General features: G+C 64.3%; 18 protein-coding genes. 7 read left to right on the top strand and 11 right to left on the bottom strand.

The annotated features are described in order from the left end of the window. Positions 1 to 8: 8 nt before the first annotated feature. Positions 9 to 1,511 carry an exopolyphosphatase gene (gene ppx / locus AC0L3P_RS18000; RefSeq protein ID WP_473303464.1) on the top strand — a complete coding sequence of 501 codons (1,503 nt, stop codon included), beginning with the start codon at positions 9 to 11 and terminating at the stop codon, positions 1,509 to 1,511. A 5-nt stretch (positions 1,512 to 1,516) separates the two neighbouring features. Here ppx and AC0L3P_RS17995 read toward each other — a convergent pair whose 3' ends face one another. From AC0L3P_RS17995 to ndk, 4 genes are all read right to left on the bottom strand, one after another. Next, positions 1,517 to 2,641: a PepSY-associated TM helix domain-containing protein gene (locus AC0L3P_RS17995; RefSeq protein ID WP_473303462.1), complete on the bottom strand. Its 1,125-nt coding sequence runs from the start codon at positions 2,639 to 2,641 to the stop codon at positions 1,517 to 1,519. 1 nt (position 2,642) lies between these two features. Further along, positions 2,643 to 4,574 carry a TonB-dependent receptor gene (locus tag AC0L3P_RS17990; protein ID WP_473303500.1) on the bottom strand — a complete coding sequence of 644 codons (1,932 nt, stop codon included), beginning with the start codon at positions 4,572 to 4,574 and terminating at the stop codon, positions 2,643 to 2,645. A 622-nt stretch (positions 4,575 to 5,196) separates the two neighbouring features. After that, positions 5,197 to 6,057, bottom strand: coding sequence for a TerC family protein (locus tag AC0L3P_RS17985; RefSeq protein ID WP_275167185.1), 861 nt, complete (start codon positions 6,055 to 6,057; stop codon positions 5,197 to 5,199). 44 nt (positions 6,058 to 6,101) lie between these two features. Further along, the gene (ndk, locus tag AC0L3P_RS17980; RefSeq protein WP_275167186.1) at positions 6,102 to 6,524 is read right to left on the bottom strand and encodes a nucleoside-diphosphate kinase; all 423 of its coding nucleotides are present in this window, start codon (positions 6,522 to 6,524) and stop codon (positions 6,102 to 6,104) included. Between the two features lie 310 nt (positions 6,525 to 6,834). Here ndk and AC0L3P_RS17975 point away from each other — a divergent pair, with 310 nt between their 5' ends. The 3 genes from AC0L3P_RS17975 to AC0L3P_RS17965 all read left to right on the top strand — a co-directional run bounded on the left by AC0L3P_RS17975 (position 6,835) and on the right by AC0L3P_RS17965 (position 9,432). Then, the gene (locus AC0L3P_RS17975) at positions 6,835 to 7,092 is read left to right on the top strand and encodes a sulfur globule protein precursor (RefSeq protein WP_275167188.1); all 258 of its coding nucleotides are present in this window, start codon (positions 6,835 to 6,837) and stop codon (positions 7,090 to 7,092) included. Between the two features lie 232 nt (positions 7,093 to 7,324). Further along, positions 7,325 to 7,498 (top strand): hypothetical protein, encoded by a 174-nt coding sequence (locus AC0L3P_RS17970; RefSeq protein ID WP_247434138.1) that lies wholly within the window; start codon positions 7,325 to 7,327, stop codon positions 7,496 to 7,498. A gap of 71 nt (positions 7,499 to 7,569) precedes the next feature. After that, a complete protein-coding gene (locus AC0L3P_RS17965) occupies positions 7,570 to 9,432 on the top strand; it encodes an ABC-F family ATP-binding cassette domain-containing protein (RefSeq protein WP_473303456.1) in 1,863 nt (620 codons plus the stop codon). Positions 9,433 to 9,591: 159 nt separating this feature from the next. On the opposite strand, the gene AC0L3P_RS17960 is transcribed toward AC0L3P_RS17965, so the two are convergent. From AC0L3P_RS17960 to AC0L3P_RS17930, 7 genes are all read right to left on the bottom strand, one after another. Beyond that, positions 9,592 to 10,557 (bottom strand): tripartite tricarboxylate transporter substrate-binding protein, encoded by a 966-nt coding sequence (locus AC0L3P_RS17960; RefSeq protein ID WP_354055099.1) that lies wholly within the window; start codon positions 10,555 to 10,557, stop codon positions 9,592 to 9,594. Positions 10,558 to 10,722: 165 nt separating this feature from the next. Then, positions 10,723 to 12,177 carry an HlyD family type I secretion periplasmic adaptor subunit gene (locus tag AC0L3P_RS17955; protein WP_354055101.1) on the bottom strand — a complete coding sequence of 485 codons (1,455 nt, stop codon included), beginning with the start codon at positions 12,175 to 12,177 and terminating at the stop codon, positions 10,723 to 10,725. Next, positions 12,164 to 14,296 (bottom strand): type I secretion system permease/ATPase, encoded by a 2,133-nt coding sequence (locus AC0L3P_RS17950; RefSeq protein WP_473303453.1) that lies wholly within the window; start codon positions 14,294 to 14,296, stop codon positions 12,164 to 12,166. Before AC0L3P_RS17950 ends, AC0L3P_RS17955 begins: the two co-directional genes overlap by 14 nt. 29 nt (positions 14,297 to 14,325) lie before the next feature. Next, entirely contained in the window at positions 14,326 to 17,172 is a 2,847-nt protein-coding gene (locus AC0L3P_RS17945; protein WP_473303450.1) for a beta strand repeat-containing protein, read from the bottom strand. A gap of 424 nt (positions 17,173 to 17,596) precedes the next feature. Continuing rightward, entirely contained in the window at positions 17,597 to 18,088 is a 492-nt protein-coding gene (locus AC0L3P_RS17940; protein WP_473303496.1) for a hypothetical protein, read from the bottom strand. Between the two features lie 166 nt (positions 18,089 to 18,254). After that, entirely contained in the window at positions 18,255 to 18,707 is a 453-nt protein-coding gene (locus tag AC0L3P_RS17935; protein WP_275167194.1) for a DNA polymerase III subunit chi, read from the bottom strand. Positions 18,708 to 18,713: 6 nt separating this feature from the next. Next, positions 18,714 to 20,213: a leucyl aminopeptidase gene (locus AC0L3P_RS17930; RefSeq protein ID WP_473303448.1), complete on the bottom strand. Its 1,500-nt coding sequence runs from the start codon at positions 20,211 to 20,213 to the stop codon at positions 18,714 to 18,716. 340 nt (positions 20,214 to 20,553) lie between these two features. Between AC0L3P_RS17930 and lptF the strand changes: the two genes are divergently transcribed. Genes lptF through AC0L3P_RS17915 form a run of 3 tightly spaced genes read left to right on the top strand, consistent with a single transcriptional unit; the run spans position 20,554 to position 25,306 of the window. Beyond that, complete coding sequence (lptF, locus tag AC0L3P_RS17925) at positions 20,554 to 21,723, top strand: LPS export ABC transporter permease LptF (protein WP_473303446.1); 1,170 nt, start codon at positions 20,554 to 20,556, stop codon at positions 21,721 to 21,723. Beyond that, complete coding sequence (gene lptG, locus AC0L3P_RS17920; RefSeq protein ID WP_275167197.1) at positions 21,720 to 22,817, top strand: LPS export ABC transporter permease LptG; 1,098 nt, start codon at positions 21,720 to 21,722, stop codon at positions 22,815 to 22,817. Before lptF ends, lptG begins: the two co-directional genes overlap by 4 nt. Beyond that, entirely contained in the window at positions 22,817 to 25,306 is a 2,490-nt protein-coding gene (locus tag AC0L3P_RS17915) for an LPS-assembly protein LptD (protein ID WP_473303443.1), read from the top strand. Before lptG ends, AC0L3P_RS17915 begins: the two co-directional genes overlap by 1 nt. Positions 25,307 to 25,320 lie beyond the last annotated feature (14 nt).

The raw sequence follows: 25,320 nt of genomic DNA, 5'->3' as shown, positions 1-25,320 counted from the left end.
TCGTCGACGTGAAGCGGCCGCGCAAGCGCGGCTCGAGCGTCGCGGTCATCGACATCGGCTCCAACTCGGTCCGTCTCGTCGTCTACGAGGGACTGACGCGGAGCCTGATTCCGATCTTCAACGAGAAGACGCTGTGCGGGCTCGGGCGCGAGGTGCAGAGCACGGGCCTGCTCGCGCCTGACGCCGTCGACAAGGCGCTGACCTCGCTCAAGCGCTTCCGTGCGCTGTGTCGAGTCATGCAGGTCGGACGGGTGTTTGCGATTGCGACCGCCGCCTGCCGCGACGCCTCGAACGGCCCCGACTTCATCGCGAAAGCCGAGCGCATCTGCGCGGTGAAGATCGAGATCCTGTCGGGCCCGCGCGAGGCGCGGCTGTCGGCGCTTGGCGTGATCTCCGGCATCCATCATCCCGACGGCATCGTCGGCGACCTCGGCGGCGGCTCGCTCGAACTGATCGACGTGCGCAAAAACACCGTGCGCAGCGGCGTGACGCTGCCACTCGGCGGCCTCGCGCTGCAGGACCTCGCGCATAAATCCCTGAAACGCGCCGACCGCATCGTGCGCGAAGCGCTCGACGGGGTGCCGCAGCTCAAGGCTGGGAGCGGCCGCAGCTTCTACGCGGTCGGCGGCACCTGGCGCGCGCTTGCGCGCATCCACATCATCCAGAGTGGCTATCCGCTCCAGGTGATGCACGGCTATTCGATTTCGGCTGCCGAGGCGCTCGACTTCTCGCGTCGTCTTCGCCGGCTTGCGGCCGCCGGCATGCTCGCCGACATCGAGATCGTCGCCGATGCCCGGCGCCCGCTCCTCACTTATGCCGCACTGGTGCTCGAGCACATCATCCGGGTGGCGAAGCCGAAGACCATCGTGTTCTCGACCTTCGGCGTGCGCGAGGGCCTGCTGCACGAGAAGCTGCCGGAGTCCGAACGCAACAAGGACGGACTGATCTGCGCGGCCGAGGAGCTGAACCAGCTGCTGTCGCGTTCGGCAAAGCATGCACGCGAACTGATCGCCTGGACCGACCGCCTCGCGCGCGTGGTGAAGCTGCGCGAGACCGAGGAGGACCGCCGCCTCCGCCACGCCGCGTGCCTGCTGTCCGACATCGGCTGGCGCGTGCATCCCGACCATCGCGGCGAGCAGACGCTGAGCCTCGTCGTCAACGGCAATTTCGGCGCGATCACCCACACCGAGCGCGCCTTCGTCGGGTTGTCCGTGTTCTATCGCTATGCGGGCCTCAGCGAGGAAAACCAGCCGCCGGTCGCCATGCAGGAGCTGCTGACGCCGGCGCAGCTCGAACGCGCCCGCCTGCTGGGCGCGGCCTTCCGCGTCGCGCATCTGATCTCGGCGGCGCGTCCCGGCGTCTTGCCCGCGACGCATTTCCGCAGCCTGGGCCGCAAGCTGTTGCTGGTGTTCGAGCACCGCCTCGGCGACCTCGTCGCGGATCGTGTCGGCAGCCGCTTCCGCGCGCTCGCCCGGCTGATCAACCGCGCCGGCTCGATCGTCCGGCGGTAGATCAGCTAGCCTAGCCTGATCCTGCCCGGACGTTTCTTGAGCCACATGATCCCGCCGCTGATGAACAGAACGAGGGGAGCGAAGCCGGCTGCGAAGACGAACAGACGCCCGACGAGTCCGAACGTCGCACCGTTGTGGATCCAGAGCTGTTCGGCCAGATAGCGATCGCCCATCGACGTGGCGCCCGAAGTGCGATCGTGCACCACCGCGCCGCTCCATGGATCGAGCCAGATCGCCCCCCGCGCACGTACCGCGGGATCAGCGCCTTCGGCCCGGAACTGCACGCGCCAGGTATTGCGCGTTTCGGTTGGCGGATTGAACATGGCAATCGTCGTATCCGGCCTGGCCGCTTGCACGCTTCGCACGATCGCATCGGCTGAGAGCAGCGGCGTCCCTGCAGCCGGCAGTTCGATCCGCGGCGAAGGATCAGGTGTCGGTTGCGACACGAGCCCAACAATGGGACGCACTACGCCGGGAAAAATGATCCCTACACCGGTGATCGAGATCATCGTGAGCGCGAGCAGCGCCCAAAAACCAGCCATGCCGTGGACGTCGAAAACAAATCGAAAAAGAGAAACGTCCTTGCGCACCGATACTGACCGCCAGAACCGCCCCGGTCTTGGCCACCACAGGAACAGGCCTGACATGGCTAGGCCGAGCAGCACGAACCCGACAATGCCGACCAGTTCTCTGCCCCACCACTCAGAGAGCAGCAGCGTATAGTGGAGACGGTAAACCTTGAGGGCGAACGCGTTGATGTAGTCACGCCGTCCGAGGACCTTCCCGTTCGACGGATCGACCATGGTCGTCCAGCGATTGGGGTATCGACCTGTAGTGGTTTCGTGTGCGTGTATCACGACCCAGACCGGCCAAGTCCGGTCCGGAGCCAGGATTGTGGAAATCGGCGCAGTATCCGCCGCCGCGGCGGCGCGCATCACCTCGCTCAAGGTGACCTTTTGTTCGGGGCCGGCGGGGACGTAGAGCGCGGAATTCAGAGCGGCGTCGATTTCCCGATAGAAAACGATGAAGCTTCCCGTAAGGCCTATCAGCACCACGACGATGCCGCCGGTCAACCCGAGCCATCGGTGAGCCCAGAGAAGCGTGCGCCTTGCGCGTCCGGGCCGCTTCAACTCAGAAATCCGTGGACATCGACAACAGCAGGGTCCGCGGAGCTCCCTGCGAGAGCGCGGAGAAGCTTGCCACGCCCGACCAGTAATTTTTATCGAACACGTTCTGGACCAGCGCCCGCAGCGTGACAGGCCGGTTGTTGATGCGCGTGTTGTAGCGGGCACCGAGGTCGAGCCTCGTCCACGCCGGAACGACCTGCGTGTTTGCCGCATCCAGATACTGGTACCCCGTATAGATGGTGCTTGCGACCAGCGTCAGCCCGGGCGCGAATGGGGTGTCCCATTCGGCGGACAAATTGGCTTGCACCTGAGGCACACCGATCGGCGTCTTGCCGAGATTGGAAGGCGTGCTCGTCTTCGTCAGCTCCGGGTCGACCAGCGTCACGCCGCCAAGCACGCGAAGGCCTGTCTGCACCTCTCCGAATACCGTGAACTCCAGGCCGCGATTGCGCTGTTCGGCGTCGGCCCGGAAGACTTTGTCGACACCCAACTGCCCCGATGGCTTGGTGATCTCGAACAGGCTGATCGTGGTGGCCAGCATGCCGAAATCGATCTTGACGCCGGCTTCGTGTTGCTTGCTGAAATAAGGTGCAAGAACTTCTCCGGAATTGCTCGCCGTCGTTGGTGCGACATCCCCTTTGCTGAGTCCTTCGATGTAGTTTGCGTACAGGGAGACGTGGCTCCAGGGCTTGACGACCAGGCCGACCATCGGCGTGAGCGCCGTTTGATCGTAAGAAGCGCTAACGGCACCCGTGGCGGTGTTGTAGTTGTTCGACTTCACGCCCTGTTGCCGGACGCCGACGGTCAGTTGAATGCGCTCCTGAAAGACCGACAAGATGTCGGCCAGCGCGAGGCCGGTCAATTCGGTATCGGAAAGCTTTGGAACAGTCGCGGGAGCCGGAACGAACTGCTCCGGACGGGCGATCGGGGCATAGATATTAGACAGCACCGGCGTGCCGGAAACAGAACCTCGCGACAATTGATCGGTGTAGTAGCTCCCTTGGAAGCTCACGGCATGATGGATCGCACCGGTCTCAAACCGGGCGCGCACGCCGGCGTCGGCGACGTTCCTGTCGATATCGAATTTGAAGCGGCCGGGTGTCGAACTGGTATTGCCGACCGAGTTCAGGATCGTCGGCGTACCAAACAGACGATCGACCTGGGTCCTGCCGCCACCGCCGTCGGCGAACACCGTCACGGAATCGGTCACGTCGTATTCGGCGCGTGCTAGCAGCGAGTTGTCATGGACCTTGGCGAACTCCCAGGCCTGCGTGACATTGCGCCTCCCGACCGGAGCGGTCGGGACAGCGACGCCTGTCGCGACCAGAAACGGCCTTGCGGGCGCGTCGAACTTTTCTTCCTGGTCGATGAAGTCGAGCGAAGCCCTGAACTTCTCGCCGCGATAGTCGAACGCCGCAGAGCCGACATGCGCCTCGCGGCTCTGGTTGTCGAGCGGCGTATCGCCGTTGTGATAACTGCCATTGACGCGAATTCCGAATTCGCGGTTCTCGCCGAACCGTCGGCTCACGTCGAGATGCGTGCCGAACTGGGAGTTCGTCGCGTAGTCGGTGGTAACCCGCGTGAGATCGACGTCACCTGCGCGTTTCGGAACGATGTTGATGGCGCCGCCGACGCTGCTGTTCGGAGCCATGCCGTAAAGGAGCGCGGTCGGGCCTTTGATGATTTCGATGCGTTTGACGTAGTCGGTGAACACACGGTAGTTTGGTGCAACACCATAGACGCCATTGAAGGCAATTTCTCCGACATTCCCCTCGCCGATCGGAAAGCCGCGGATGAAGAAGGAGTCGAGAATGCCACCGGTCTGGCCCGTGAAACGGACCGAAGGATCGTTGCTGACGACGTCGGCGACCGTGGTGGCCTGTTGATCTTCGATCTTCTTCGCCGTGTAACTGGTGATGTTGAACGGGGTGTCCATGAAGTCCCTGTTGCCCAGCAAGCCAATCTGCCCTCCGCGGGCCACCTGCCCGCTTGAATAGGCCGGCGGCAGCGTGCCGGCCTTCGGCGCAGCGGGAGTTCCTTCCGCTTGCGTCGTGACCCGCCCAACTACAGGCGAGCTTCCGCGGGCTGCTCTTCGGCCGGGATTCGAACGTGCGCGTGCGCGCTGCTTCGGCACGTCTGCCGTAACGGTCACCGCCGGCAACGTTGTCGCCCGCTCCGTCTCCGGCACAGCGCCCTGCGCGTTGCTGCCGTGAAGGAAGCCGTCGCTGAACAAGGCGATGGAAATCACAGAGGCCGCGAAAGCTGTCGGTCTGGAGATCCTCGGTCGGGATCTGAAGGCAACAGCAAGAACAGCAACAGGGCGGCAAGTGACTCTCGGCGGCATCTCTTAACAGCTTCCGGTTTGATTAAATGAATACCGGAGCGACGTGCAGCGGGAACAGTCACCGAGTCAACGAAAACGGTTTTGTTTTCAGTACTTTAGAATAAGACAACGTCTAATTATGGAAGGATCGCCATGGCAATGCTGCGCCGTTCCAGTCCGGCGCGGCTTCCGTAGGCGACAACAGGCTTGGTGCGGACGGAGGCTGCCGCAGAGATCACTCCGCCGATGCCTTGGCGTGGCGTTCGGAGGACTCCAGAGCGGCCGCGCTCATGCTGCGGCGGCGCCAGATGGAGCCGACGACCAGCACGACGACGACGCCGAGAGCTGCGCAGAGATATTCGCCGCCTCCGCCGCCATGGGCGAATTGCGGCGGGATGCGCAGGGCGCCGAGCATGTTGTCGAGCGAGGCGCCGAACGGACCGTCGAACAGCGTGTGCAGCCTCGGCGCGATGCCGGGATCGGTCGCGATCACCTCGCCCGCGATCCAGCCGAGCAGCGCCGCGCCGGCCCACACCAGAACCGGCAACTTCGCAAGCAGCGCCATGATCAGCGCCGCACCGGCGACGATCAAGGGCACGCTGATGGCAAGACCGAGCACCAGCAAGGGCGCGCTGCCATTGGCGGCCGCGGCCACCGCAATGACGTTGTCCAGGCTCATGACGATGTCGGCAACGACGACGATCTGCACGGCCTGCCACAGATGCGAAGCCGACTCGACGCCGTCCTCGTCCTCCTGTTCCGGCACCAGCAGCTTTGCCGCAATCACGATCAGTGCAAGACCGCCGACCAGCTTGAGGTACGGCAGCTCCATCAGGCTCGCGACGATGCCCGTGAAGATGATCCGCAGCAGCACCGCGGCGCCGGCACCGAAGATCATGCCCCACAGCCGATGCCGCGGCTTGAGGCCGCGGCAGGCGAGCGCGATCACCAGCGCATTGTCGCCGGACAAGAGGATGTTGATCCAGATGATCTTGCCGACCGCGACCCAGAAGGTCGGTTCGGCCATCTCAACGCGGAACTGGGTGAAGAATGCCCCGATCGTAGCGGGATCGAAGATCTGCCAGAGCCAGTTCACACTACGTCCTTTCGCCGCGTCTCGTTAACTAATCGGCTGACGGATCAGCCGACGATCTCGTTGCCCGAAAAGAACTGCGCGATCTCGATCGCGGCAGTTTCCGGGGCATCCGAACCGTGCGCGGAGTTCTCGCCGATCGACTTTGCGTAGAGCTTGCGGATGGTGCCGTCAGCTGCCTTGGACGGATCGGTCGCACCCATCACGTCGCGATACTTGGAGACGGCACCCTCGCCCTCCAGCACCTGGACCACCACGGGGCCCGACGTCATGAAGTCCACGAGCTCGCCAAAGAAGGGGCGCGCCTTGTGGACCGAATAGAAGGTCTCGGCCTGTTCCTTGGTCATGCGGATGCGCTTCTGCGCGACGATGCGCAGGCCCGCCTTCTCGATCACGGCGTTAACCGCACCGGTGAGGTTACGCGCGGTGGCGTCGGGCTTGATGATCGAGAAGGTGCGTTCGATGGCCATGATCATGTCCTTGAAGAGAAAACGGTGGTTCGGAGTTGCCGGGCTTATATCGGCGCCTTCGCCATACGGCAAGCGACCGCCAAAACCGACTCGGGGGCGCTTCGCCGCAGGCCAGGCGCCCGAATTCCAGCATGGATTACAACGATTCCACCCAGATGAACCCAATCTGAAGGCCTCGTCAGGGTTTGGTTCAGCCTCGCTCGGATAACCTCAGGTCCATCGAAACCAAAGCCTCTGCCCGAGGCGGACCGTTTCGGCGGCCTTTCCATCGACGCGATAGCCCCGCGCCGGCAGTTTTGAGGAGATCACCATGTTGAGGAAACTTTCGCTCGCCGCGGTCGCCGTGGTCGCGCTCGGTGCCGCGCTGGCGCCGACCTCCGCCTCCGCGCACTGGCATGGCGGCGGCTGGCATGGCGGCGGTGGCTGGCACCACGGCCACAGTTGGGGTGGACCGCGCTTTTATGCCCGCGGCCCCGTCGTCTCTTACGGCTATGGCGGCTGCTATGTGCGCCGGCTGGTCCCGACCCCCTGGGGACCCCGCTGGCGGATGATCAACCGCTGCTACTGAGCCCGACAGCACCTTTCCAAGAGCACCAACCAAGGGTACCTGTGCCCCCCAAGGTACCTTCCGAGCGAAGCCCCGGCGTCCCCCAGCGCCGGGGCTTTGTATTCGGAGCGGAATATTGCACGGCTTCACACAATTTTTGCTAGAATGCCGCGCAATCGCCGCGAGTGGCGAAACCATTTGGGGGCCAAGGACTTGGTACCGTGTCGCTTCTATGAGAACACGGAACCCTGCGATGGTTAGCCTTTTCGCCGATGACAGCGAGCAAATCGACCGGCGCACCAGCCGCTCGATCCGCGATGCGGTGGGTGAACGGCTCCAGCAGAGCCTGCGGCCCGAAGCCAGGCTGCCGACGCACCTCGAGCAACTCCTCAATGAGCTGAAGCAGCGCGACCGCGATTCGCACTGACTTCGCAAGAACCGGCTTGCGGACACGGAAAAACGGGTTGCGTTTGATCGCGGGTGCGGTGACAAGGCCGCATGCTCTCCATCACCGACCTCTCCATCCGCCTCGCCGGACGCCTTCTGATTGACCAGAGTTCCGTGCAGATCACGCCCGGATCCCGCGTCGGCATGGTCGGTCGCAACGGCACCGGCAAATCGACCCTGTTCAAGGTGATCCGCGGCGAGCTTGCGGCTGAGCACGGCACGGTGACCCTGCCGCCCCGCTGGCGCGTCGGCAGCCTCGCGCAGGAAGCGCCGAACGGCCCAGAGAGCCTGATCTCGGTCGTGCTCAAGGCCGACCTCGAACGCGACGCACTGCTCACCGAAGCCGAGAGCGCGACCGACCCGCACCGGATCGCCGAGATCCAGACCCGGCTGGTCGACATCGACGCACATTCGGCACCAAGCCGTGCCGCAGCCATCCTCTCCGGCCTCGGCTTCTCGGCCACCGACCAGCTCCGCCCCTGCGCCGAATTCTCCGGCGGCTGGCGCATGCGCGTTGCGCTCGCCGCAACGCTGTTCGCGGCTCCCGACCTGTTGCTGCTCGACGAGCCCACCAACTATCTCGACCTCGAAGGCACGCTGTGGCTCGAGGATCACCTCGCGCATTATCCGCGCACCGTAATCGTGATCAGCCATGACCGCGACCTGCTGGAAAGCTCGGTCGACCAGATCCTGCATCTGGAACGCGGCAAGCTCACGCTTTACAAGGGCACCTACTCCTCCTTCGAGGAGCAACGCGCCATGCGCGAGATGCTCGACGCCAAAGCGGTCAAGCGGCAGGAAGCCGAACGCGCCCGCCTGCAGGCCTTCGTCGACCGCTTCAAGGCCAAGGCCTCGAAAGCCCGCCAGGCCCAATCACGCGTCAAAATGCTGGAGCGGCTGAAGCCGATCACGGCGCTGGTCACCCAGGATGTGCGCGAGATCAGCTTTCCCGCGCCCGAGAAAATCCTGTCGCCGCCGATCATCGCCACCGACAACGTCGTGGTCGGCTACGATCCGAACACGCCCGTCCTCAACCGCGTCACCTTGCGCGTCGACAATGACGACCGCATCGCGCTGCTCGGCTCCAATGGCAACGGCAAGTCGACCCTTGTGAAGCTGCTCGCCGGCCGTCTCGCGCCGTTCTCGGGCAAGGTGACCCGCGCGGACAAGCTGTCGATTGCCTATTTCGCCCAGCACCAGCTCGACGAATTGAACGAGGATGCCTCGACCTACGACCACGTCCGCAAGCTGATGGGTGAAGCGCCTGAGGCCAAGGTGCGCGCACGCGCCGGCGCCATCGGATTCTCCGGCAAGGCGGCCGACACCAAGGTCGGAAAATTGTCGGGCGGCGAGAAGGCACGGCTCCTGCTGGGGCTTGCGACCTTCTTCGGCCCCAACATGATCATCCTGGACGAGCCGACCAACCATCTCGACATCGACAGCCGCGCCGCGCTCGCGGAAGCCATCAACGAATTCCCCGGCGCCGTCATCATGGTTTCGCACGACCGCTATCTGATCGAGTCCTGCGCCGACCAACTCTGGATCGTCGCCGACCGCACCGTGACCAATTACGATGGCGACCTCGACGAATATCGCCGCCTGGTGCTGTCCGCCCGCAATGGCGAGCCCGCCCCGCGCGAGCGCAGCGCGGTGAGCGAGAAGCCGCAGCGCCCGAGATCGGACAATCGCGGCTCGCTGAAGAAACGTATCGCGGAAGCCGAAACCGAGATCGCCCGCGTCAGCGAGATCATCAGCAAGATCGACACCGCGCTCGCCCTGCCCGACATCTTCACCCGCGATCCCAAGCAGGCCGCGCAACTGTCGAAAGCACGCGCGAACGCAGCCGACGCGCTCGCGCGCGCCGAGGAGCAGTGGCTCCAGGCGAGCACGCAGTTCGACGCGGCGGCGGGTTGAAGCTCCACGACCGGGCCGACATTAAAAATCGCGAAAACAACCCCATGCACAGTACCGGTATTTTGCTACCTGGTCATTAGCTCTTGAATAGACAGTTCTTTACCGTGTTGGCTTAGCGCGTTCACGGAGCGATGTCGGCTCGAATTGCGCAGGAACGGCTCAGTCCGCAAACTGGCCGGCGGCCTTGATCATCGGAGCCCAACGGTCGACTTCACTCGCCAGCGTCGCGGCCAGCGCCTCCGGCGTCGCCTTCTCCTGCGGGACCGGCTCCGTGTTGATGTCGTTGAACCGGGCGATCAGCGCGGGATCCCTAAGCGCGGACTGGAGCGCCGCCGTCAGCTTCTGAACGACCGCCGGCGGTGTGCCCTTCGGCGCGTAGATGCCGTGCCACACGCCAAGTTCGAACCCCTTGAGGCCGGCCTCATCAGCCGTCGGCAGATCGGGCAAGCTCTTCAACCGCTCCTTGGTGGTGATCGCATAGGCCTTGACCTGCTTCGACATGATCGGGCCGGTCGTGTTCGTCGCCTGGTCGCAGGTGAGATCGATCTGCTTGCCGAGAAGATCGTTCATGATGGGGCCGTTGCCCTTGTAAGGCACCGCGGTGAGCTGCTTCTGGATCGCCGTCATGAACAGCATCCCGCAGAGATGCGAGGCCGCTCCGAGTCCAGCGTTGGCGTAGGTCAACTTGTCGCCCTGCTGTTGGGCGTAGGCGACCAATTCCTTCAGTGTGTCGGCCGGGAAATCCGCACGCGCGATGATGGTCATCGGCGCATTGGTCACAAGCCCGATCGGCGCGAAGGCGGTCTTCGTGTCATAGCTGAGGTTGCGGTACAATGTTGCGGCGGTCGAGAGGCCGACATGATGGATCAGCAGCGTGTATCCGTCGGGCTGGGCTCGCGAGGCGCGGGTCGTCGCGATGGTGCCACCGGCGCCAGGCGCGTTCTCCACGATGACCTGTTGGCCGAGCGATTTCGCCATGCCTGCCGCCGTCAGGCGAGCAATGGTGTCCGTAGGTCCGCCGGCGGCGAACGGCACCAGCATGGTGACGGGCCTGACTGGATAGTCCTGGGCGAGCGCCGCGCCAAACGGCAAGAGCAGAGCCGACACGAGGGCAATGAGCCGCATAGTTTCCTCCAAATTTTTGCTTGCTCCTATGTACGCATTCCGGGCTGCGCGGCCACACGAAAACGACTTCGTCGAGAGTGGAGCGCCCGCGGCATGGTGTAGCTGCCGAAAAGCCCGATCGGTTCTCAGGGCGCCTCGCGAAGCTTCGTCGGCAACAGGCGGGAACTAGCGCTCCCGCATGATCTCGTGCCGGTAGCGCTGCAGCGGCGATAGCAGGTAGCTCAGGATGGTGCGCGAACCGGTCCTGATCTCGACGGTCACCGCCATTCCCGGCGACAGGTTGACGAGGCGGTCGTCCACCTGCATCTGGGTGCGATCGAGCGAGATACGGGCGCTGTAACTCAACTCCTGCCCGCTGGGCTCGCTGCTGTCGCGTTGCGTCCCGGGCGCACGGTCGCTCCCGCGCTCCTGCGGCCGGTCACGGACGATGGCATCCTGCGAGACGCTCAGGACCCGACCTGCGAGAAGCCCGTAGCGGGTGAAATTGAAAGTGTCGATCTTGATCGCGGCGCCCTGCCCGGCCCCGACAAATCCGATATCGCGGTTGGAGATCATCGCCTCGATCTCGAGCCGCGTATCGGTCGGCACGATCACCAGCAGCGACTGTGCGGGCGTGACCACGCCGCCGACAGTGTGGACCGCGAGCTGCTGCACGACGCCGTCGACCGGCGACGTCAGTTGCTGAAGCCTCGTCCTCTGCTGCGCCTTGATCAGATCGCGTGCGACGCCATTGGCTTTCTGTTCGCTCTTGGCAAGCTCATCGGACAGACTTTTCCTGTACTCGGCCAAGGCCTGGATGCGGGTCTCCCGGATCGCAGCGACGGCCGCCTCGGCCTCCTTCAAGCGGCTACTCTGGACGCGAAGCTCCTCCTGCTGCTCGATCTGGAGCTGGAGGGTCTCATAATAGGTCAGCTTCGAGCCGATCTCCTTCTCCATCAGCGTCTTGCGGATCTCGACACGCTGCTGGGTGACCGGCAGCAACGCATCAAGCTTGTGAATCGTCGCAGCAATCGTCTGATGTTCGGCCTCCTTCTGCGCTTCTTGACGTGCGAGCGCCGCGAGCTTGGCCCTGTTCTCGCTGACCTGATTGGCGAGGAGCTGCCGTTGCGTCGCGACCAGCATGGGATCGGCGTCCTCTGGTACGACGAGATCGGCGGATACCCCTTCGCCGCCCGCCAATGCGGCGCGGAGGCGCGCAACGTTGAGCCGCTCGGCCATGAGATCGTCGTGCAGACGATCGCGCTCTGCGGCGTTCACGGTCGGATCAAGCTCGATCAGCAGGTCGCCCGATTTGACCGATTGCCCGTCCTGCACGTGAATGGCACGCACCACGCCGGTCTCGAACGGCTGGACCACCTTGCTTCGCCCGCTCGACACGACCTTGCCGGTTGCGGACGCCACGATGTCGATCGTGCCCCAGGCCGACCAGGCCAGCGCCGCGCAGACAAGCAGCATCAGGGCCATGGCGATGGCGCGGCCGATCGGCGACGGCGGTGTTTCCGTGATTTCCAGCGCCGCCGGCAGGAAGGCGACTTCTTCGGCGCGCCGACCCTTTCCATTCCGGAACGGGATCACGGTCTGCTCCGGCCGAGCGGCCGGCACAGTGCTAGCCGACCTCATAAATGCCTCCCTGGAGACGATGCAGGGCGGCGTAGCGGCCGCCGGTCTTGATCAGCGCATCATGCGTGCCGTCCTCGACCAGGCGGCCGCGTTCCAGGGTGAAGATGCGATCGGCGCCGCGGACGGTGGACAGACGGTGCGCGATGATCAGGACGGTGCGGCCTTTCGCGATCTCCTTCATGTTGTCATGGATGATCCGCTCGCTTTCATAGTCGAGCGCGCTGGTGGCTTCGTCGAAGATCAGGATCCGGGGATTGCCCACCAGTGCGCGGGCAATCGCGATGCGCTGGCGCTGCCCGCCCGAGAGCGTCGAGCCGCGCTCGCCGACCACCGTATCGTAGCCCTCGGGGAGCTCCAGAATGAAACCATGCGCGCCCGCGAGCTTCGCCGCGTCGATGATGCGATCCATCGGCAGGCTCGGATCGGCCAGCGCGATGTTGTCGCGCACCGACCGGTTGAACAGCATGTTGTCCTGGAGCACGATTCCAATCTGCCGACGGAGCCCTGCCGGATCGGTCGTCATCAGATCCATTCCGTCGACCAGCACGCGGCCGCCTTGCGGAACGTAGAGCCGCTGCACCAGCTTGGCGAAGGTGCTTTTGCCCGAACCGGACGATCCGACGATGCCGACGGTTTGTCCGGCTGGAATGTCGAACGAGACATCGTGCAGGATCTCCGGCCCATCGAGGCGGTAGCGGAAAGAGACGTGCTCGAAGCGGATGTTGCCCCGGATCGGCGGTAGCCCCGCGCGGGCGGCGGAGTAAGCCGGCTCCGCCGCGCTGTTGAGGATGTCGCCGAGCCGCGCGATCGACAGCCGCGCCTGATGAAAATCCTGCCAGACCTGCGCGAGCCGCAGCACCGGGGCCGACACCCGCCCCGCGAAGATGTTGAAGGCCACGAGCTCGCCGACGGTCAGGGCGTCACCGATCACCAGTCTGGCTCCGACATAGAGAATGGCGGCGGTGACGACCTTGCTGACGAGCTGCACCAGCTGGCTTGCCGTGTTGCCGAGGCTCGTGACACCGAAGCTCGCGGAGACATAACCGGCGAGCTGCTCTTCCCAGCGGCGCTGCATCTGCGGCTCGACCGCCATCGCCTTCAGCGTTTCGATGCCGCTGACGCTCTCGACCAGGAAAGCCTGGTTCTCGGCGCCACGGCGGAATTTCTCGTCCAGCCTGTGGCGAAACAGCGGCGTCGCCACGGCCGAGATCGCGATGTAGAACGGGAATGATGCCAGCACGATGAAGCTCATCTGCGCCGAATAGGCGAACATCACCGCCAGGAACACCGAGGTGAAGACCAGGTCGATGAGAAGCGTCAGCGACGAGCTGGTGATGAAATTGCGAATGTTCTCGAGCTCACGGACCCGGGCCACGGAATCTCCGACGCGCCTGGCCTGAAACCAGGCCATCGGCAGCGCCAGCAGATGGTGAAACAGGCGTGCCCCGAGCTCGACGTCGATGCGGTTGGTCGTGTGCGCAAACAGGTAGTTGCGCAGGATCCCGAGCACGGTGTCGAACAGGGAGACGACGACGAGGCCGATGACGAGAACGTCGAGCGTGGACAGCGAGCGGTGCACCAGCACCTTGTCGATCACGACCTGGAAGAACAGCGGCGAGACCAGCGCAAAAAGCTGGAGGAAGAACGAAGCCGCCAGCACCTCGCCCAGCAGCCGCCGGTATTTGCCGATCGCGCCGATGAACCAGGTGATGTCGAAGTGCCGCCCGAGGTCGGACCGGCCGGCGCGCCGGACCATCAGGATCAAGCCGCCGTCCCAGATCGCGCACAGCTCGTCGCGATCCATCAGCACCGGGCGCTGCGCCTCCGGAGACTGCACCAGCACCTTGTCGGCGGAGGCCTTTGCGATGACCATGAAGCCGCCGTCCCGCAGCATTGCGATTGCAGGCAGCGGGGTGTCCGACAGACGGCTCCACTGCGTTCGATAGGTTCGCGCTTTAAGTCCGAGAGACCTGGCGCAGCGGGCAATATACGCTGCGCCGAAGCTTGCCGCGCCCCGCCCGTGCCAGAGCTGCGCGCGATCGGCCGCGCCACCATGCAGATGCAGCAGCGTCAGCAACGCATCGAGCCCCGTATCGGAGGAGACCGCGTTGGTCATCATGAGCGTTCTCCGGGCCGATGCCGCCGGCTTCAGGCGTGCTGCGGCGATGCGAGCACCTGGCTTTGCGTCGCGTGCGGATCGGGCAGCGGCATCTCGCCGTTGCCCTCACCTGCCGGGACGAAGCTGGCCGCCATGGCCTGGTTGAGCAGCATCGCGGCCGCGAACGCTCCGCCCTGGATGACGACGTTGTTGCCGGTGCCGCCGTCCAGGATGTCGAGGCCGCCGCCGCCGATCAGCACGTCATCACCGGCACCACCTGCCAGCGTGTCGTTGCCGGGGCTGCCGATCAGCACGTCGTCGCCGTTGCCGCCATTGGCGACGAGCTGGATGCCGCCGTGCAAGCCGGAAGCCGTGATGACGTCGTCGCCATCGAGGCCATTGATGACGATCCTGTCGCCCGCGCCGGCATCGGTGATGTTGATGTCCTGGCCAAGCCCCGACACCGTGATGATGCCGTCGTGCTCGGTCACCGTGATGACGTCGTTGCCGCCGGTTGCGCTGATGGTCACGGTATCCGCGGCGCCGTCATTGGCGCCGAGATCGAGGTCGACCTGGCTCACGCCAGTGCCGGAGAGGTCGCCGACCGTAATGTCGTCGGCACCGCCGAGGGCATTGAAGTCGACATGTTCGACCCCGTTCAGGTCCATCGCAATGGCGGCGACATCTCGGGTGAACAGCACCCGGCCGCCATTGGCCGAGATGTTGATGGTCTCGCTGATATTGGCGCCGTTGAATGCCAGCGTGTCGGTGCCCTTGCCGCCTTCGACGGTGTCGCTGCCGTCGCCGGGATTCCAGACGAAAGTGTCGTCGCCCGCACCGAGATTGGCGAAATCGTTGCCGCGTCCGCCGTTCACAATGTCATTGCCGGCACTGCCGGTGATGGTGTCGTTGCCGTCGCCGCCGTTGATGTTGAGGCTGAACGACTGTCCCGCCTTGATGGAAGACGCATTGATGACGTCATTGCCTTGTCCGCCGTTGATGCCGAGCACATCACCGGCGTCCGCGTGCGCAATCGTCACCTGCGCAGCGAGGCCGTTGACCACGATTGATCCGCCGGAGGTCACGACCGATATGTTGTCGTCACCGGTCGTGCCGTTCACGGTCACGCGGTCCGCCGCTCCATCGCCGCTCTGGCTGCCGGGGCCGGCACTGAGATCGATGGCAACCTGCGTGATTCCTATCCCGGTCAGATCGTTGACGGTGATGTTGTCGGCGCCGCCTGCTGCCGCGATCTGCACGTGCTCGACGCCAGCGAGGTCCATGACGATTGCACCGACGTCACGGGTGAGTAGCGCACGGCTTCCGTTCGCCGAGATCGACATGGTCTCGGCCACATTGGCGCCGTTGAACACCAGCGTATCGGTTTCCGTGCCACCTTCGACAGTGTCGCTGCCGTCACCGGGATTCCACGTGAAGATGTCGTCGCCTGCGCCGAGAAGCGCGACGTCATTGCCGCGGCCGCCAGTGACCTTGTCGTTGCCGTCGCCGCCGATCAGGGTATCGGCTCCCTGGCTGCCGGTGATGGTGTCGTTGCCCGCACCGCCGTCGATGGTCAGCCCGATCGCCGCGCCGAGCGTGGATGCATCGATCGCGTCGTTGCCGCCGAGCGCCTGCACGACCAACCGGTCGTTGCCGGCCTCTGCATTTGCGATCGTCACGACCTCCGGCAGCCCCGTGACCGTGACCGTCGTGCCCGTGGCTGTGACCTCGATGTGCTGATTGCCGTTGCTGCCGTTGACGGTCACCGTATCAGCTGCGCCGTCGCCTTGCGTCCCTCCCGGAACGGCTCCGAGATCAACCAGCACCTGCTTGACGCCGGTCCCGGTGAGGTCACCGACGGTGATGTTGTCGGCGCCACCCCGCGCATCGAATTCGATCTGCTCGACGCTATTGAGATCCATCGTGATGTTGGCGACATCGCGGGTGAAGCGCACCCGGCCGCCATTGGCCGAGATGTTGATGGTCTCGTTGATGTTGGCGCCATTGAAAAGCAGCTTGTCGCTGCCCGATCCGCCTTCGACCGTGTCGCTGCCGTCGCCGGGATTCCAGATGAAAGTGTCGTCGCCACTCCCGAGCTGGGCGACGTCGTTGCCGCGTCCGCCGCTGACGAGGTCGTCGCCGCTGCCGCCGATGATGAGGTCGTTGCCGTCGCCGCCGATGATCCTGTCGTTGCCGGCGCCGCCATCGAGCGTCAGCGAGATCAGGCTGCCGAGCCCGTTGCCCGCGGTGATGACATCGTCGCCGCCGCCGCCGTGCAGGACGAGATTTTCCGTCGTGCCTATGTCGAGCGAGAACGGCGCCGCGCCCGCCCCGTCGAGCCGCACGCGGGTGCCGTTCGCCGTGATCGTGAACGTCTCGGCGCCGTTGTTGCCGTTGACCTGAGCCGTATCGTTGCCCTCACCACCCTCGAACAGGTTGGTGCCGCCGCCGGGATTCCAGATCATGACATCGTCGCCGGCCTGACCGAACAGCTGGTTGTCGCCGCTGCCGCCATCCAGGACGTCGTTACCCGCTCCGCCGAACAGCAAATCGTTGCCGCCGGCGCCCTTGATCAAATCGTTGCCGGCCTGACCAAACAGAAGGTCGGCTCCCGAGCCGCCCGTGATCCTGTCATTGCCGTCGCCGCCGAAGATGTGCACCGCGGGCATCGGTCCGTGGCACTCGTCGACGGTGATCGTGTCGTCACCGCCTTGACCGAAGATGTCGATCGCCGTGGTGTTGTCGACCGTGGGTTCGCCACCAACCGTTTTCACGTGCCCGTTATTGACCAGGATGCGCCCGGACTTGTCGCGACTTATCACGAGGCCGTTATTCGCGCTGTCGCCGAAAATGGTGAGCTGCCCCGTAACCGGGGAAAACACAGAGGTAATGGACATCCAAATGATCCTTCCGACCTAGCCCCTCCCCTCGGTGCGTAGCATTCGCGCACATGACGTTCTTGAACCGTTGCTTGAGACGCGCGTGATTATTCTGGAGATTTCCTCCAGTTTTGCTTCGGGGCAGTTTTCGACAGCGGACGTGAAGGCTCGCTGATCACGGATCACGCGTAACGCCCCCGTGATTTTCAACGCGCGCGGAAGAACGCGGCCCGAGGCAATGAAGGCGCTTTGGGCGAAGGTCGGCATCCCGCGATGTCGAAACTCGCGAACGAGATCGCCGGCGGGTGCGAGCGGAGAGATAACGGTTCACGCCTCCGCCATCGCAATCAAGGGATGCAAAGCCGCTTGACGATGGGGACGAGCATGCGCGGCTGATCGCATCGATAGCCGCAACCACCTTCAGGGCAGAAGGCGACCCGTGTTACGCCGCCGACTTCTTCTTCGGCTTTGGCTTGGTCGCCTTCGGCATGACCGGCGCCTCCGGCGTGCCCTCGATCGAGGACAGGCGGCCGGACGTGAAGGTATAGATGCCGGCGCGCGGACCGGTCGTCCACGTCACGACCGCAACGCGTCTGCCCGCGGCATCACCGGAGAGGTTGACGCTCGAGGGCGCGCCGATGCCGCGCACCACATCGCATTCGGTGTGACCGAGCGCGACGGTGCCGCCCATGGGCGCCGGCGCGGTTGTCGACGCATTGGCATCGGCCGGTCCGGGCGGCGGCGCCATGCCGGCACAGCCCCCGTCGGCGCTGACCAGATCCTCGGCGCGAACCGGCTTGTCGGGTGTCAGCGGCGGCGACTCGATCGAGATGCTTTTGATGAACAGGCGGCTGGGCGTGTTGAACCACTGGGCATCCCTGGACAACAGATCGGTCCCCGAACAGCCCGCGACCAGCGGTGCTACGGCCATCAACGCAACTATGAGCGAGCTGGGAAGCTTTTGATGTCGCACGATAAACTAAATTCCCCGAGTGAAGGATCGGCCCTAAGCAATTGTACCAACACCACTTTGCGGCACGAAGGTGACAAAAGCCATCATCACCCGAAAAGTGCAAATTATCATTAATTGCGAGCGACCGCTAATTCCGCTTCTGCCACCGGCCCCGCTCGTCGGCCTGCCAGTAGGTGACATCAAATCCCCGCGCCTTGCAATCCGTCCAGGCGCTGCGGGCGAAAGCAAGCGCGTCCGGATCGTCGCCATCGAACAGCAGCACCATGCGCTCATAGCCCTGCGCGTCCTGCGGCAGCGCGGCGTTGTCGACGAGGAAACGGACATTGGCACCGTTCGGATTGTCCTCCTCGACCGCCAGCACGATCGGCTGATCGGCAGCGTCGCTCACCCGCCATGTCGCGTGCGGCAGGAAGGAATCGTCGCGATAGGTCCACAAATGGGCGTCGAGCGCATCGGCGCGCTCCGGCGAATTCGACTGCACCACGACGCGCCAGCCGCGCTCGAGCGATTTCTCGAGAAGCGGCGGCAACACGTTCTCCACCGTCATGTTTTGCAGATGGTAGAAAAGGACTTCAGTCATCTCGGGTCATTTGCGCTCGTAATGGTCAGCGACCAGACGGTCCAGCAAGCGAACGCCATAGCCGCTTCCCCAGCTGTGGTTGATGTCGGTCTTCGGCGCTCCCATGGCGGTACCGGCGATGTCGAGATGCGCCCAGGGCGTGCCGTCCACGAAGCGCTGGAGGAACTGCGCCGCGGTGATCGAGCCGCCATGGCGTCCGCCGGTGTTCTTCATGTCCGCGAACTGGGAATCGATCAGCTTGTCGTATTCGGGGCCAAGCGGCAGGCGCCAGACCTTCTCGCCGCTCTCGATGCCGGCCGCCAGAAGCCGCTCGGCAAGCTCGTCATTGTTGGAGAACATGCCGGCATGCTCGGTGCCGAGCGCGACCACGATGGCGCCGGTCAACGTCGCCAGGTCCACCATGAATTTCGGCTTGGTTTTCTTGGCGACGTACCAGAGCACATCGGCAAGCACCAGACGGCCTTCCGCGTCGGTGTTGATGATCTCGATGGTCTGGCCCGACATCGAGGTGACGATGTCGCCCGGGCGCTGCGCGTTGCCGTCCGGCATGTTCTCGACGAGGCCGATGGCGCCGACGACGTTGACCTTGGCCTTGCGTGCCGCGAGCGCATGCATCAGGCCGACGACGCAGGCAGCGCCCCCCATGTCACCCTTCATGTCCTCCATGCTGCCGGCCGGCTTGATCGAAATGCCGCCGGTGTCGAAGCAGACGCCCTTGCCGACGAAGGCAACCGGTGCCTCACCCTTCTTGCCGCCGTCCCAACGCATGATCACGGTACGGCTCGGCCGCGCCGAGCCCTGGCCGACGCCGAGCAGCGCGCCCATGCCGAGCTTGTCCATCGCCTTGACGTCGAGCACCTCGATCTTGACGCCGAGCTTGCGGAGCAGGCCTGCGCGGCGCGCGAACTCCTCGGGAAAAAGCACGTTCGGCGGCTCGTTGACGAGGTCGCGCGCGATGATCACGCCGTCCACGATCGCGCCGGCCGATGCGAACGCCTTCTTCGCGGCGACGACATCGCCGACCGCAAGCGAGATGTCGGCGCGCAAGCCGCCCTCCTCGCCGTCCTTCTTCTTGGTCTTGTAGCGGTCGAACTTGTAGGTGCGCAGCCGCAGGCCCGAGGCGATCGCGACCGCCTGCTCGCTCGTCATGGCGCCATTGGGCAGTTCCGCCATAATGGTCATGGCCGCCGTCCCGACCGGAAGCTTGCTCGCCGCCACGCCGCCGAACTTGAGGAGGTCGTTAGCCTTCAGGCCGGTTGCCTTCCCGGCGCCGATCACGATCAGGCGGGTGGCCTTCACGCCCTCGGGTGCAAGGATGTCGAGCGCGGCGCCGCTTTTGCCTTTGAAGGCGGCGGCGGCCGCCGCCCGCTTCACGAGTTCGGTGGCGCCGCCGAGCGCCTTTGCGCTCGCCGGGCCGAGCTTCAGAGCGTCGTCGCAGAACACGACCATGATGCCACGGACGGCGGCAGATAATGGAACGAAGCCGACCTTGATGGCATCGGACATGAGTAACTCCTCAAAAACATTGCGCTTTTACCGATCGGCGGTCCCGGTCACGGGGGCAGAGCTGAACGGCGATTCACTGAGCGTGCCGCACTATGGGCCACCGGCCCGGCAGATGCCAAGCACCCCCCGTTGCCGGGGCGCCACAACGAGGGAAATATTAACCATATATTGAGGGTGCCACGGGGCAGCCATTTTGTTGACGGATCAAAGGGATGGTACTGAGAGAGTAAGCCGGCGGATGAGATGGTTGGCCGACCTTGGGGATCCCCTTGCGGGTATTGGTTGGACAGCCGGAATTCCGGCCGGCATTGGGGACTTGGTGGGATTCGTGCGGTAGCGCATGGGGTCAATCGATAGGTATATCTTCCGCACGACGCTCGCGTCGTTTGCGCTGGTCTTGGTCAGCCTCACGGGCGTGATCTGGATTACGCAGGCGTTGCGCGGCATCGACCTGATGACGAGCCAGGGTCAGACCATCCTGACCTTTCTCGGCATCACCAGCCTCGTCGTGCCCGCGCTGGTCCTGATCATCTCGCCGATCGCGCTGATGATCGCGATCTCGCATACGCTGAACAAGCTCGCGACCGATTCCGAGATCATCGTGATGAATGCCGCCGGCTTCTCGCCGTTCCGGCTGTTCTATCCGTTCTTCTACGCCACCTGCGTCGTGGCGCTGCTGGTCGCCTTCATCGCCGCCTATCTCGCTCCCGACGGCATGCGGCGGATCAAGCAGTGGGACGCCGAGATCACCGCCGACGTGCTCACCAACATCCTGCAGCCCAGCCGCTTCGCCCAGCTCGACAAGAACCTGACGATCCGGATTCGCGAACGCCAGCCCGGCGGCATCCTCGCCGGCATCTTCATCGACGACCGCCGCGATCCGAACGAGCGGGTCTCGATCGTCGCCGAGCATGGCGAAGTCGTGAAGAACGAGACCGGATCGTTCCTGGTGCTGGAGACCGGCAATCTCCAGCGCTTCGAGGCCGGCAAGCGCGATCCCGCGCTGGTGGCGTTCGGCCGCTACGGCTTCGACATGTCGAAGTTCTCGGGCCAGGGCCGCGACGTCACCCTCGGCATCCGGGAGCGTTATCTCTGGGAGCTGCTCTCGCCGTCCGAGGACGATCCCGTCTACAAGCAGATTCCCGGCCAGTTCCGCTCGGCCCTGCATGACAGCCTGCTGGCGCCGATCTATCCGTTCGCCTTTGCCGTGCTGACCTTCGCGTTTCTGGGTGCGCCTCGCACCACGCGCCAGAGCCGCAATTTCTCGATCGGCTCCTCGATCCTCGCCGTGTTCGGCCTGCGCATGGCCGGCTTCGCCTGCTCGGTGATGGCGGTGAAATCGCCGGGCGCGGTGCTGGTTCAATATGCGATGGTTATTGGTGCCATCGGCATCGGGCTGGCGATCATCATTGGTGGCCTCGTGGTCGAACCGCCACCGCGCCTCATGGAGGCCATCAACAGGTCGAACGCGCGCATCGCGCGGCTGTTCGGACGGCCGGCCACCGCATGAGCATGCTCACCAACACACTCGGGCGGTATTTCGCCGGCCGTTTCGTGGTCGCGGCGCTCGGCGTGTTCGCCAGCATTTTCCTGCTGCTGGTGCTGGTCGATTACATCGAGATGGTGCGCAAGACCTCAGGGCTCGCATCCGCCTCCGCGGTCATGGTGGCCGAGACCTCGCTGTTCCGCGTACCGCAGCTGTTGGAGAAGCTGACACCGTTCTGCATGCTGATCGGCGCCATGACCTGCTATCTCGCCCTCTCCCGCCGGCTCGAACTCGTGGTCGCGCGCGCCGCCGGCGTCTCCGCATGGCAATTCATCTCGCCGGCGCTCGGAAGCGCGCTCCTGATCGGCGTGATCGCGACCGTCGCCTACAATCCGATGTCGGCCAATCTGCGCGAGCTCTCCAAGCGCATGGAAGCCGAGCTGTTTGGCTCGGCGCCCGGCGGCGGCATTCAGGACGCCTCCGGCTTCTGGCTCAACCAAGTCACCAATGACGGCCAGACCATCATCAACGCAGCTCGAAGCGAACAGCAGGGCGTCCGGCTCACGGGGCTCACCCTGTTCCGGTTTGACACAGAACAGCACTTCAAGGAACGGGTCGAGGCGCGCGAGGCGACGCTCGAGGCCGGTCGTTGGCTGTTCAAGAACGTCCGCCGCTTCTCGCTGGATTCGCCGCCGGTCGATCAGGCCAGCCTGGAGATTCCGACGACGCTGACGGAGGCGCAGGTCCGCAACAGCTTTTCCACACCCGAGACTGTGTCCTTTTGGCAACTACCGAGCTACATCCGCTCTTCCGAAAGCTCGGGCTTCGCGACAGCCGGATACCGACTCCAGTATCAGAAGCTTCTGGCACAGCCGTTTTTGCTTGCGGCGATGGTGATGCTCGCGGCCTCCGTGTCGTTGCGCTTCTTCCGGATGGGCGGCGTGCAGAAGATGGTTTTGAGTGGCGTGGGCGCAGGCTTTCTGCTCTACGTTCTGTCGAAAGTGACTGAAGATTTGAGCAAGGCTGAGTTGATGCATCCGATCGCTGCGGCGTGGTTGCCCGTGGTGGTGGGCGGCCTCACCGGCTTTTTGGCCTTGCTGTATCAGGAGGACGGATAGTGACGGCCGTCCACCGAGGGCCCGTGTCTCGTTTGACGCGGCGCACATTGGTGCGCGCGAACGGGTGTGGCTTGTTCATTCGCAGGTTCCTGCTTGCTGTTGCCGCCGTGGCATCGCTCGGTGGCCTGATGGACGTTGCCGCCGTGGCACCGGCCTCCGCCCAGAGCTTCACCTACAATCCGCTGCCGCCGCGTGCGAAGCCGCCGAAGGCCGTCAACGACAACCAGATGCTGGTTCAGGCGACCGAGGTCGACTACGACTACAACAATTCGCGCGTCTCCGCGGTCGGTAACGTCCAGCTGTTCTACAACGGCACCAGCGTCGAGGCCGACAAGGTCATCTACGACCAGAAGACCAAGCGGCTCCATGCCGAAGGCAACATCCGCATGACGGATGCCGACGGCAAGATCACCTATGCCGAGATCCTGGACCTTTCCGACGACTACCGTGACGGTTTCGTCGATTCGCTGCGCGTCGACACGGCCGATCAGACCCGCATGGCGGCGAGCCGCTCCGATCGCTCCAGCGGCAACTACACGGTGTTCGAGAACGGCGTCTACACGGCCTGCGCGCCGTGCAAGGACGATCCGAAGAAGCCGCCGCTATGGCAGGTCAAGGGTGCGCGCATCATCCACGACCAGCAGGAGAAGATGCTGTATTTCGAGACGGCGCAGCTCGAATTCTTCGGCGTGCCGATCGCCTATATGCCCTATTTCTCGACGCCCGATCCGACCGTGAAGCGCAAGACCGGCTTTCTGATGCCGGGCTTCACCTCGAATACGCCGTTCGGCTATGGCGTCGAGGTTCCGTTCTACTGGGCGATCGCGCCCGACATGGACGCGACCTTCAACCCGCGCATCACGTCCAAGCAGGGCGTGCTGTTCCAGGCCGAATTCCGCCAGCGCCTGATGGACGGCGCCTATCAGATCCGCGTCTACGGCATCGACCAGCTCGATCGGAGCGCGCTCGCCGGCCAGCCCGGCGACAAGCAGTTCCGCGGCGCCGTCGACACCAAGGGTCAGTTCGCGCTGAACGACAAATGGGTCTGGGGTTGGGACGGCGTCCTGATGTCCGACTATTATTTCTTCTCGGATTATCGGTTGTCGCAATATCGCGATCCGCTGGGCTCGTTCCTGTATCTGCCGACGGATGCGCTCTCGCAGCTTTACCTGACCGGTGTCGGCAATCGCAGCTTCTTCGACGCGCGCACGATGTACTGGCTGAGTTACTCCGGCAACCAGAGCCAGGTGCCGATCGTCTACCCCGTGATCGACTACTCGAACGTGCTGAACTATCCGGTCTTCGGCGGCGAGTTCAGCTACAAGACCAATTTCGTGAACCTGTCGCGTGACACCGCGGTGTTCGATCCGATCACGACGCTCGCCAACACCAATGGCCTGTGCACGACGGTGTCGGCCGATCCGCTCGCGCGCACGCCGTCGCAGTGCCTGCTGCGCGGCTTCCCGGGCACCTACACCCGCCTGACGGCCGAAGCGCAGTGGCGCAAATCCTTCACCGATCCATTCGGTGAAATCTGGACCCCCTTCGCCATTCTCCGCGCCGACGCGATCAACTCCTCGGTCTCCAACCAGCCGGGCGTGTCGAACTATCTTCCTGCCGGGGACACCCAGGCGCTCCGCCTGATGCCGACCGTGGGCCTCGAATACCGCTACCCCTTCATCAACGTTCAGCCCTGGGGCTCGACCACCATCGAGCCGATCGCGCAGATCATCATCCGGCCAAACGAGACCTATGCCGGCAAGCTCCCCAACGAGGACGCGCAGAGCATGGTGTTCGACGCCTCGAATCTGTTCAGCGTCGACAAGTTCTCCGGCTACGACCGTGTCGAGGGCGGCGGCCGCGCCAATGTCGGCGTGCAGTCCACCACGCAGTTCGACAGGGGCGGCGCGATCAAGACGCTGTTCGGACAGTCCTACCAGCTGTTCGGCATGAACTCCTTCGCGGTCCAGGACTCCATCAATACCGGCGTGGATTCCGGCCTGCAAAGGCCGCGCTCCGACTACGTGGCGAGCGCCGCCTACTCGCCCAACAGCACCTATACGTTCAGCGTTCGCTCCCGCATGGACGAGCAGACCTGGAACATCCAGCGCTTCGAGGCGGAAGGCCGCGCCAACTTCAACCGCTGGTCCGTCAGCATGCTGTACGGCAATTACGCGGCACAGCCGGAACTCGGCTATCTGACCCGCCGCGAGGGCATCCTGACGTCGGGCTCGATCAAGGTCGCGGCCAATTGGGTGGTCACGGGCTCGGCGCGCTGGGACCTGGAGGCCAACAAGATCAACCAGTATGTGCTCGGTGCCGGCTACGTCGACGATTGTTTTGTGCTCGGCTTGAACTATGTAACCGCGTATAGCTATTCCGCAGGCGCGACGCCGCCCACCCTGAACCACGCGATCATGTTCCAGATCGGCCTGCGCACGCTGGCGAACACAGCGACGACCAGCAGTTCCGGCGGCGGCCTCCAGTGAACGGTTTGAAGGTG

The organism is Bradyrhizobium sp. WSM4874, from assembly GCF_055811835.1.
The sequence above is the reverse complement of the archived record's forward strand: the minus strand, read 5'-3'. Positions and strand labels throughout refer to the sequence as shown.

Excerpts from the sequence above, each read along its gene's own strand:
- AC0L3P_RS17990 (WP_473303500.1), bottom strand. The coding sequence starts at position 4,574 with ATGGACACCCCGTTCAACATCACCAGTTACACGGCGAAGAAGATCGAA.
- ndk (WP_275167186.1), bottom strand. The coding sequence starts at position 6,524 with ATGGCCATCGAACGCACCTTCTCGATCATCAAGCCCGACGCCACCGCG.
- AC0L3P_RS17975 (WP_275167188.1), top strand. The coding sequence starts at position 6,835 with ATGTTGAGGAAACTTTCGCTCGCCGCGGTCGCCGTGGTCGCGCTCGGT.
- AC0L3P_RS17970 (WP_247434138.1), top strand. The coding sequence starts at position 7,325 with ATGGTTAGCCTTTTCGCCGATGACAGCGAGCAAATCGACCGGCGCACC.
- AC0L3P_RS17965 (WP_473303456.1), top strand. The coding sequence starts at position 7,570 with ATGCTCTCCATCACCGACCTCTCCATCCGCCTCGCCGGACGCCTTCTG.
- AC0L3P_RS17960 (WP_354055099.1), bottom strand. The coding sequence starts at position 10,557 with ATGCGGCTCATTGCCCTCGTGTCGGCTCTGCTCTTGCCGTTTGGCGCG.
- AC0L3P_RS17955 (WP_354055101.1), bottom strand. The coding sequence starts at position 12,177 with ATGAGGTCGGCTAGCACTGTGCCGGCCGCTCGGCCGGAGCAGACCGTG.
- AC0L3P_RS17950 (WP_473303453.1), bottom strand. The coding sequence starts at position 14,296 with ATGATGACCAACGCGGTCTCCTCCGATACGGGGCTCGATGCGTTGCTG.
- AC0L3P_RS17945 (WP_473303450.1), bottom strand. The coding sequence starts at position 17,172 with ATGTCCATTACCTCTGTGTTTTCCCCGGTTACGGGGCAGCTCACCATT.
- AC0L3P_RS17935 (WP_275167194.1), bottom strand. The coding sequence starts at position 18,707 with ATGACTGAAGTCCTTTTCTACCATCTGCAAAACATGACGGTGGAGAAC.
- AC0L3P_RS17930 (WP_473303448.1), bottom strand. The coding sequence starts at position 20,213 with ATGTCCGATGCCATCAAGGTCGGCTTCGTTCCATTATCTGCCGCCGTC.
- lptF (WP_473303446.1), top strand. The coding sequence starts at position 20,554 with ATGGGGTCAATCGATAGGTATATCTTCCGCACGACGCTCGCGTCGTTT.
- lptG (WP_275167197.1), top strand. The coding sequence starts at position 21,720 with ATGAGCATGCTCACCAACACACTCGGGCGGTATTTCGCCGGCCGTTTC.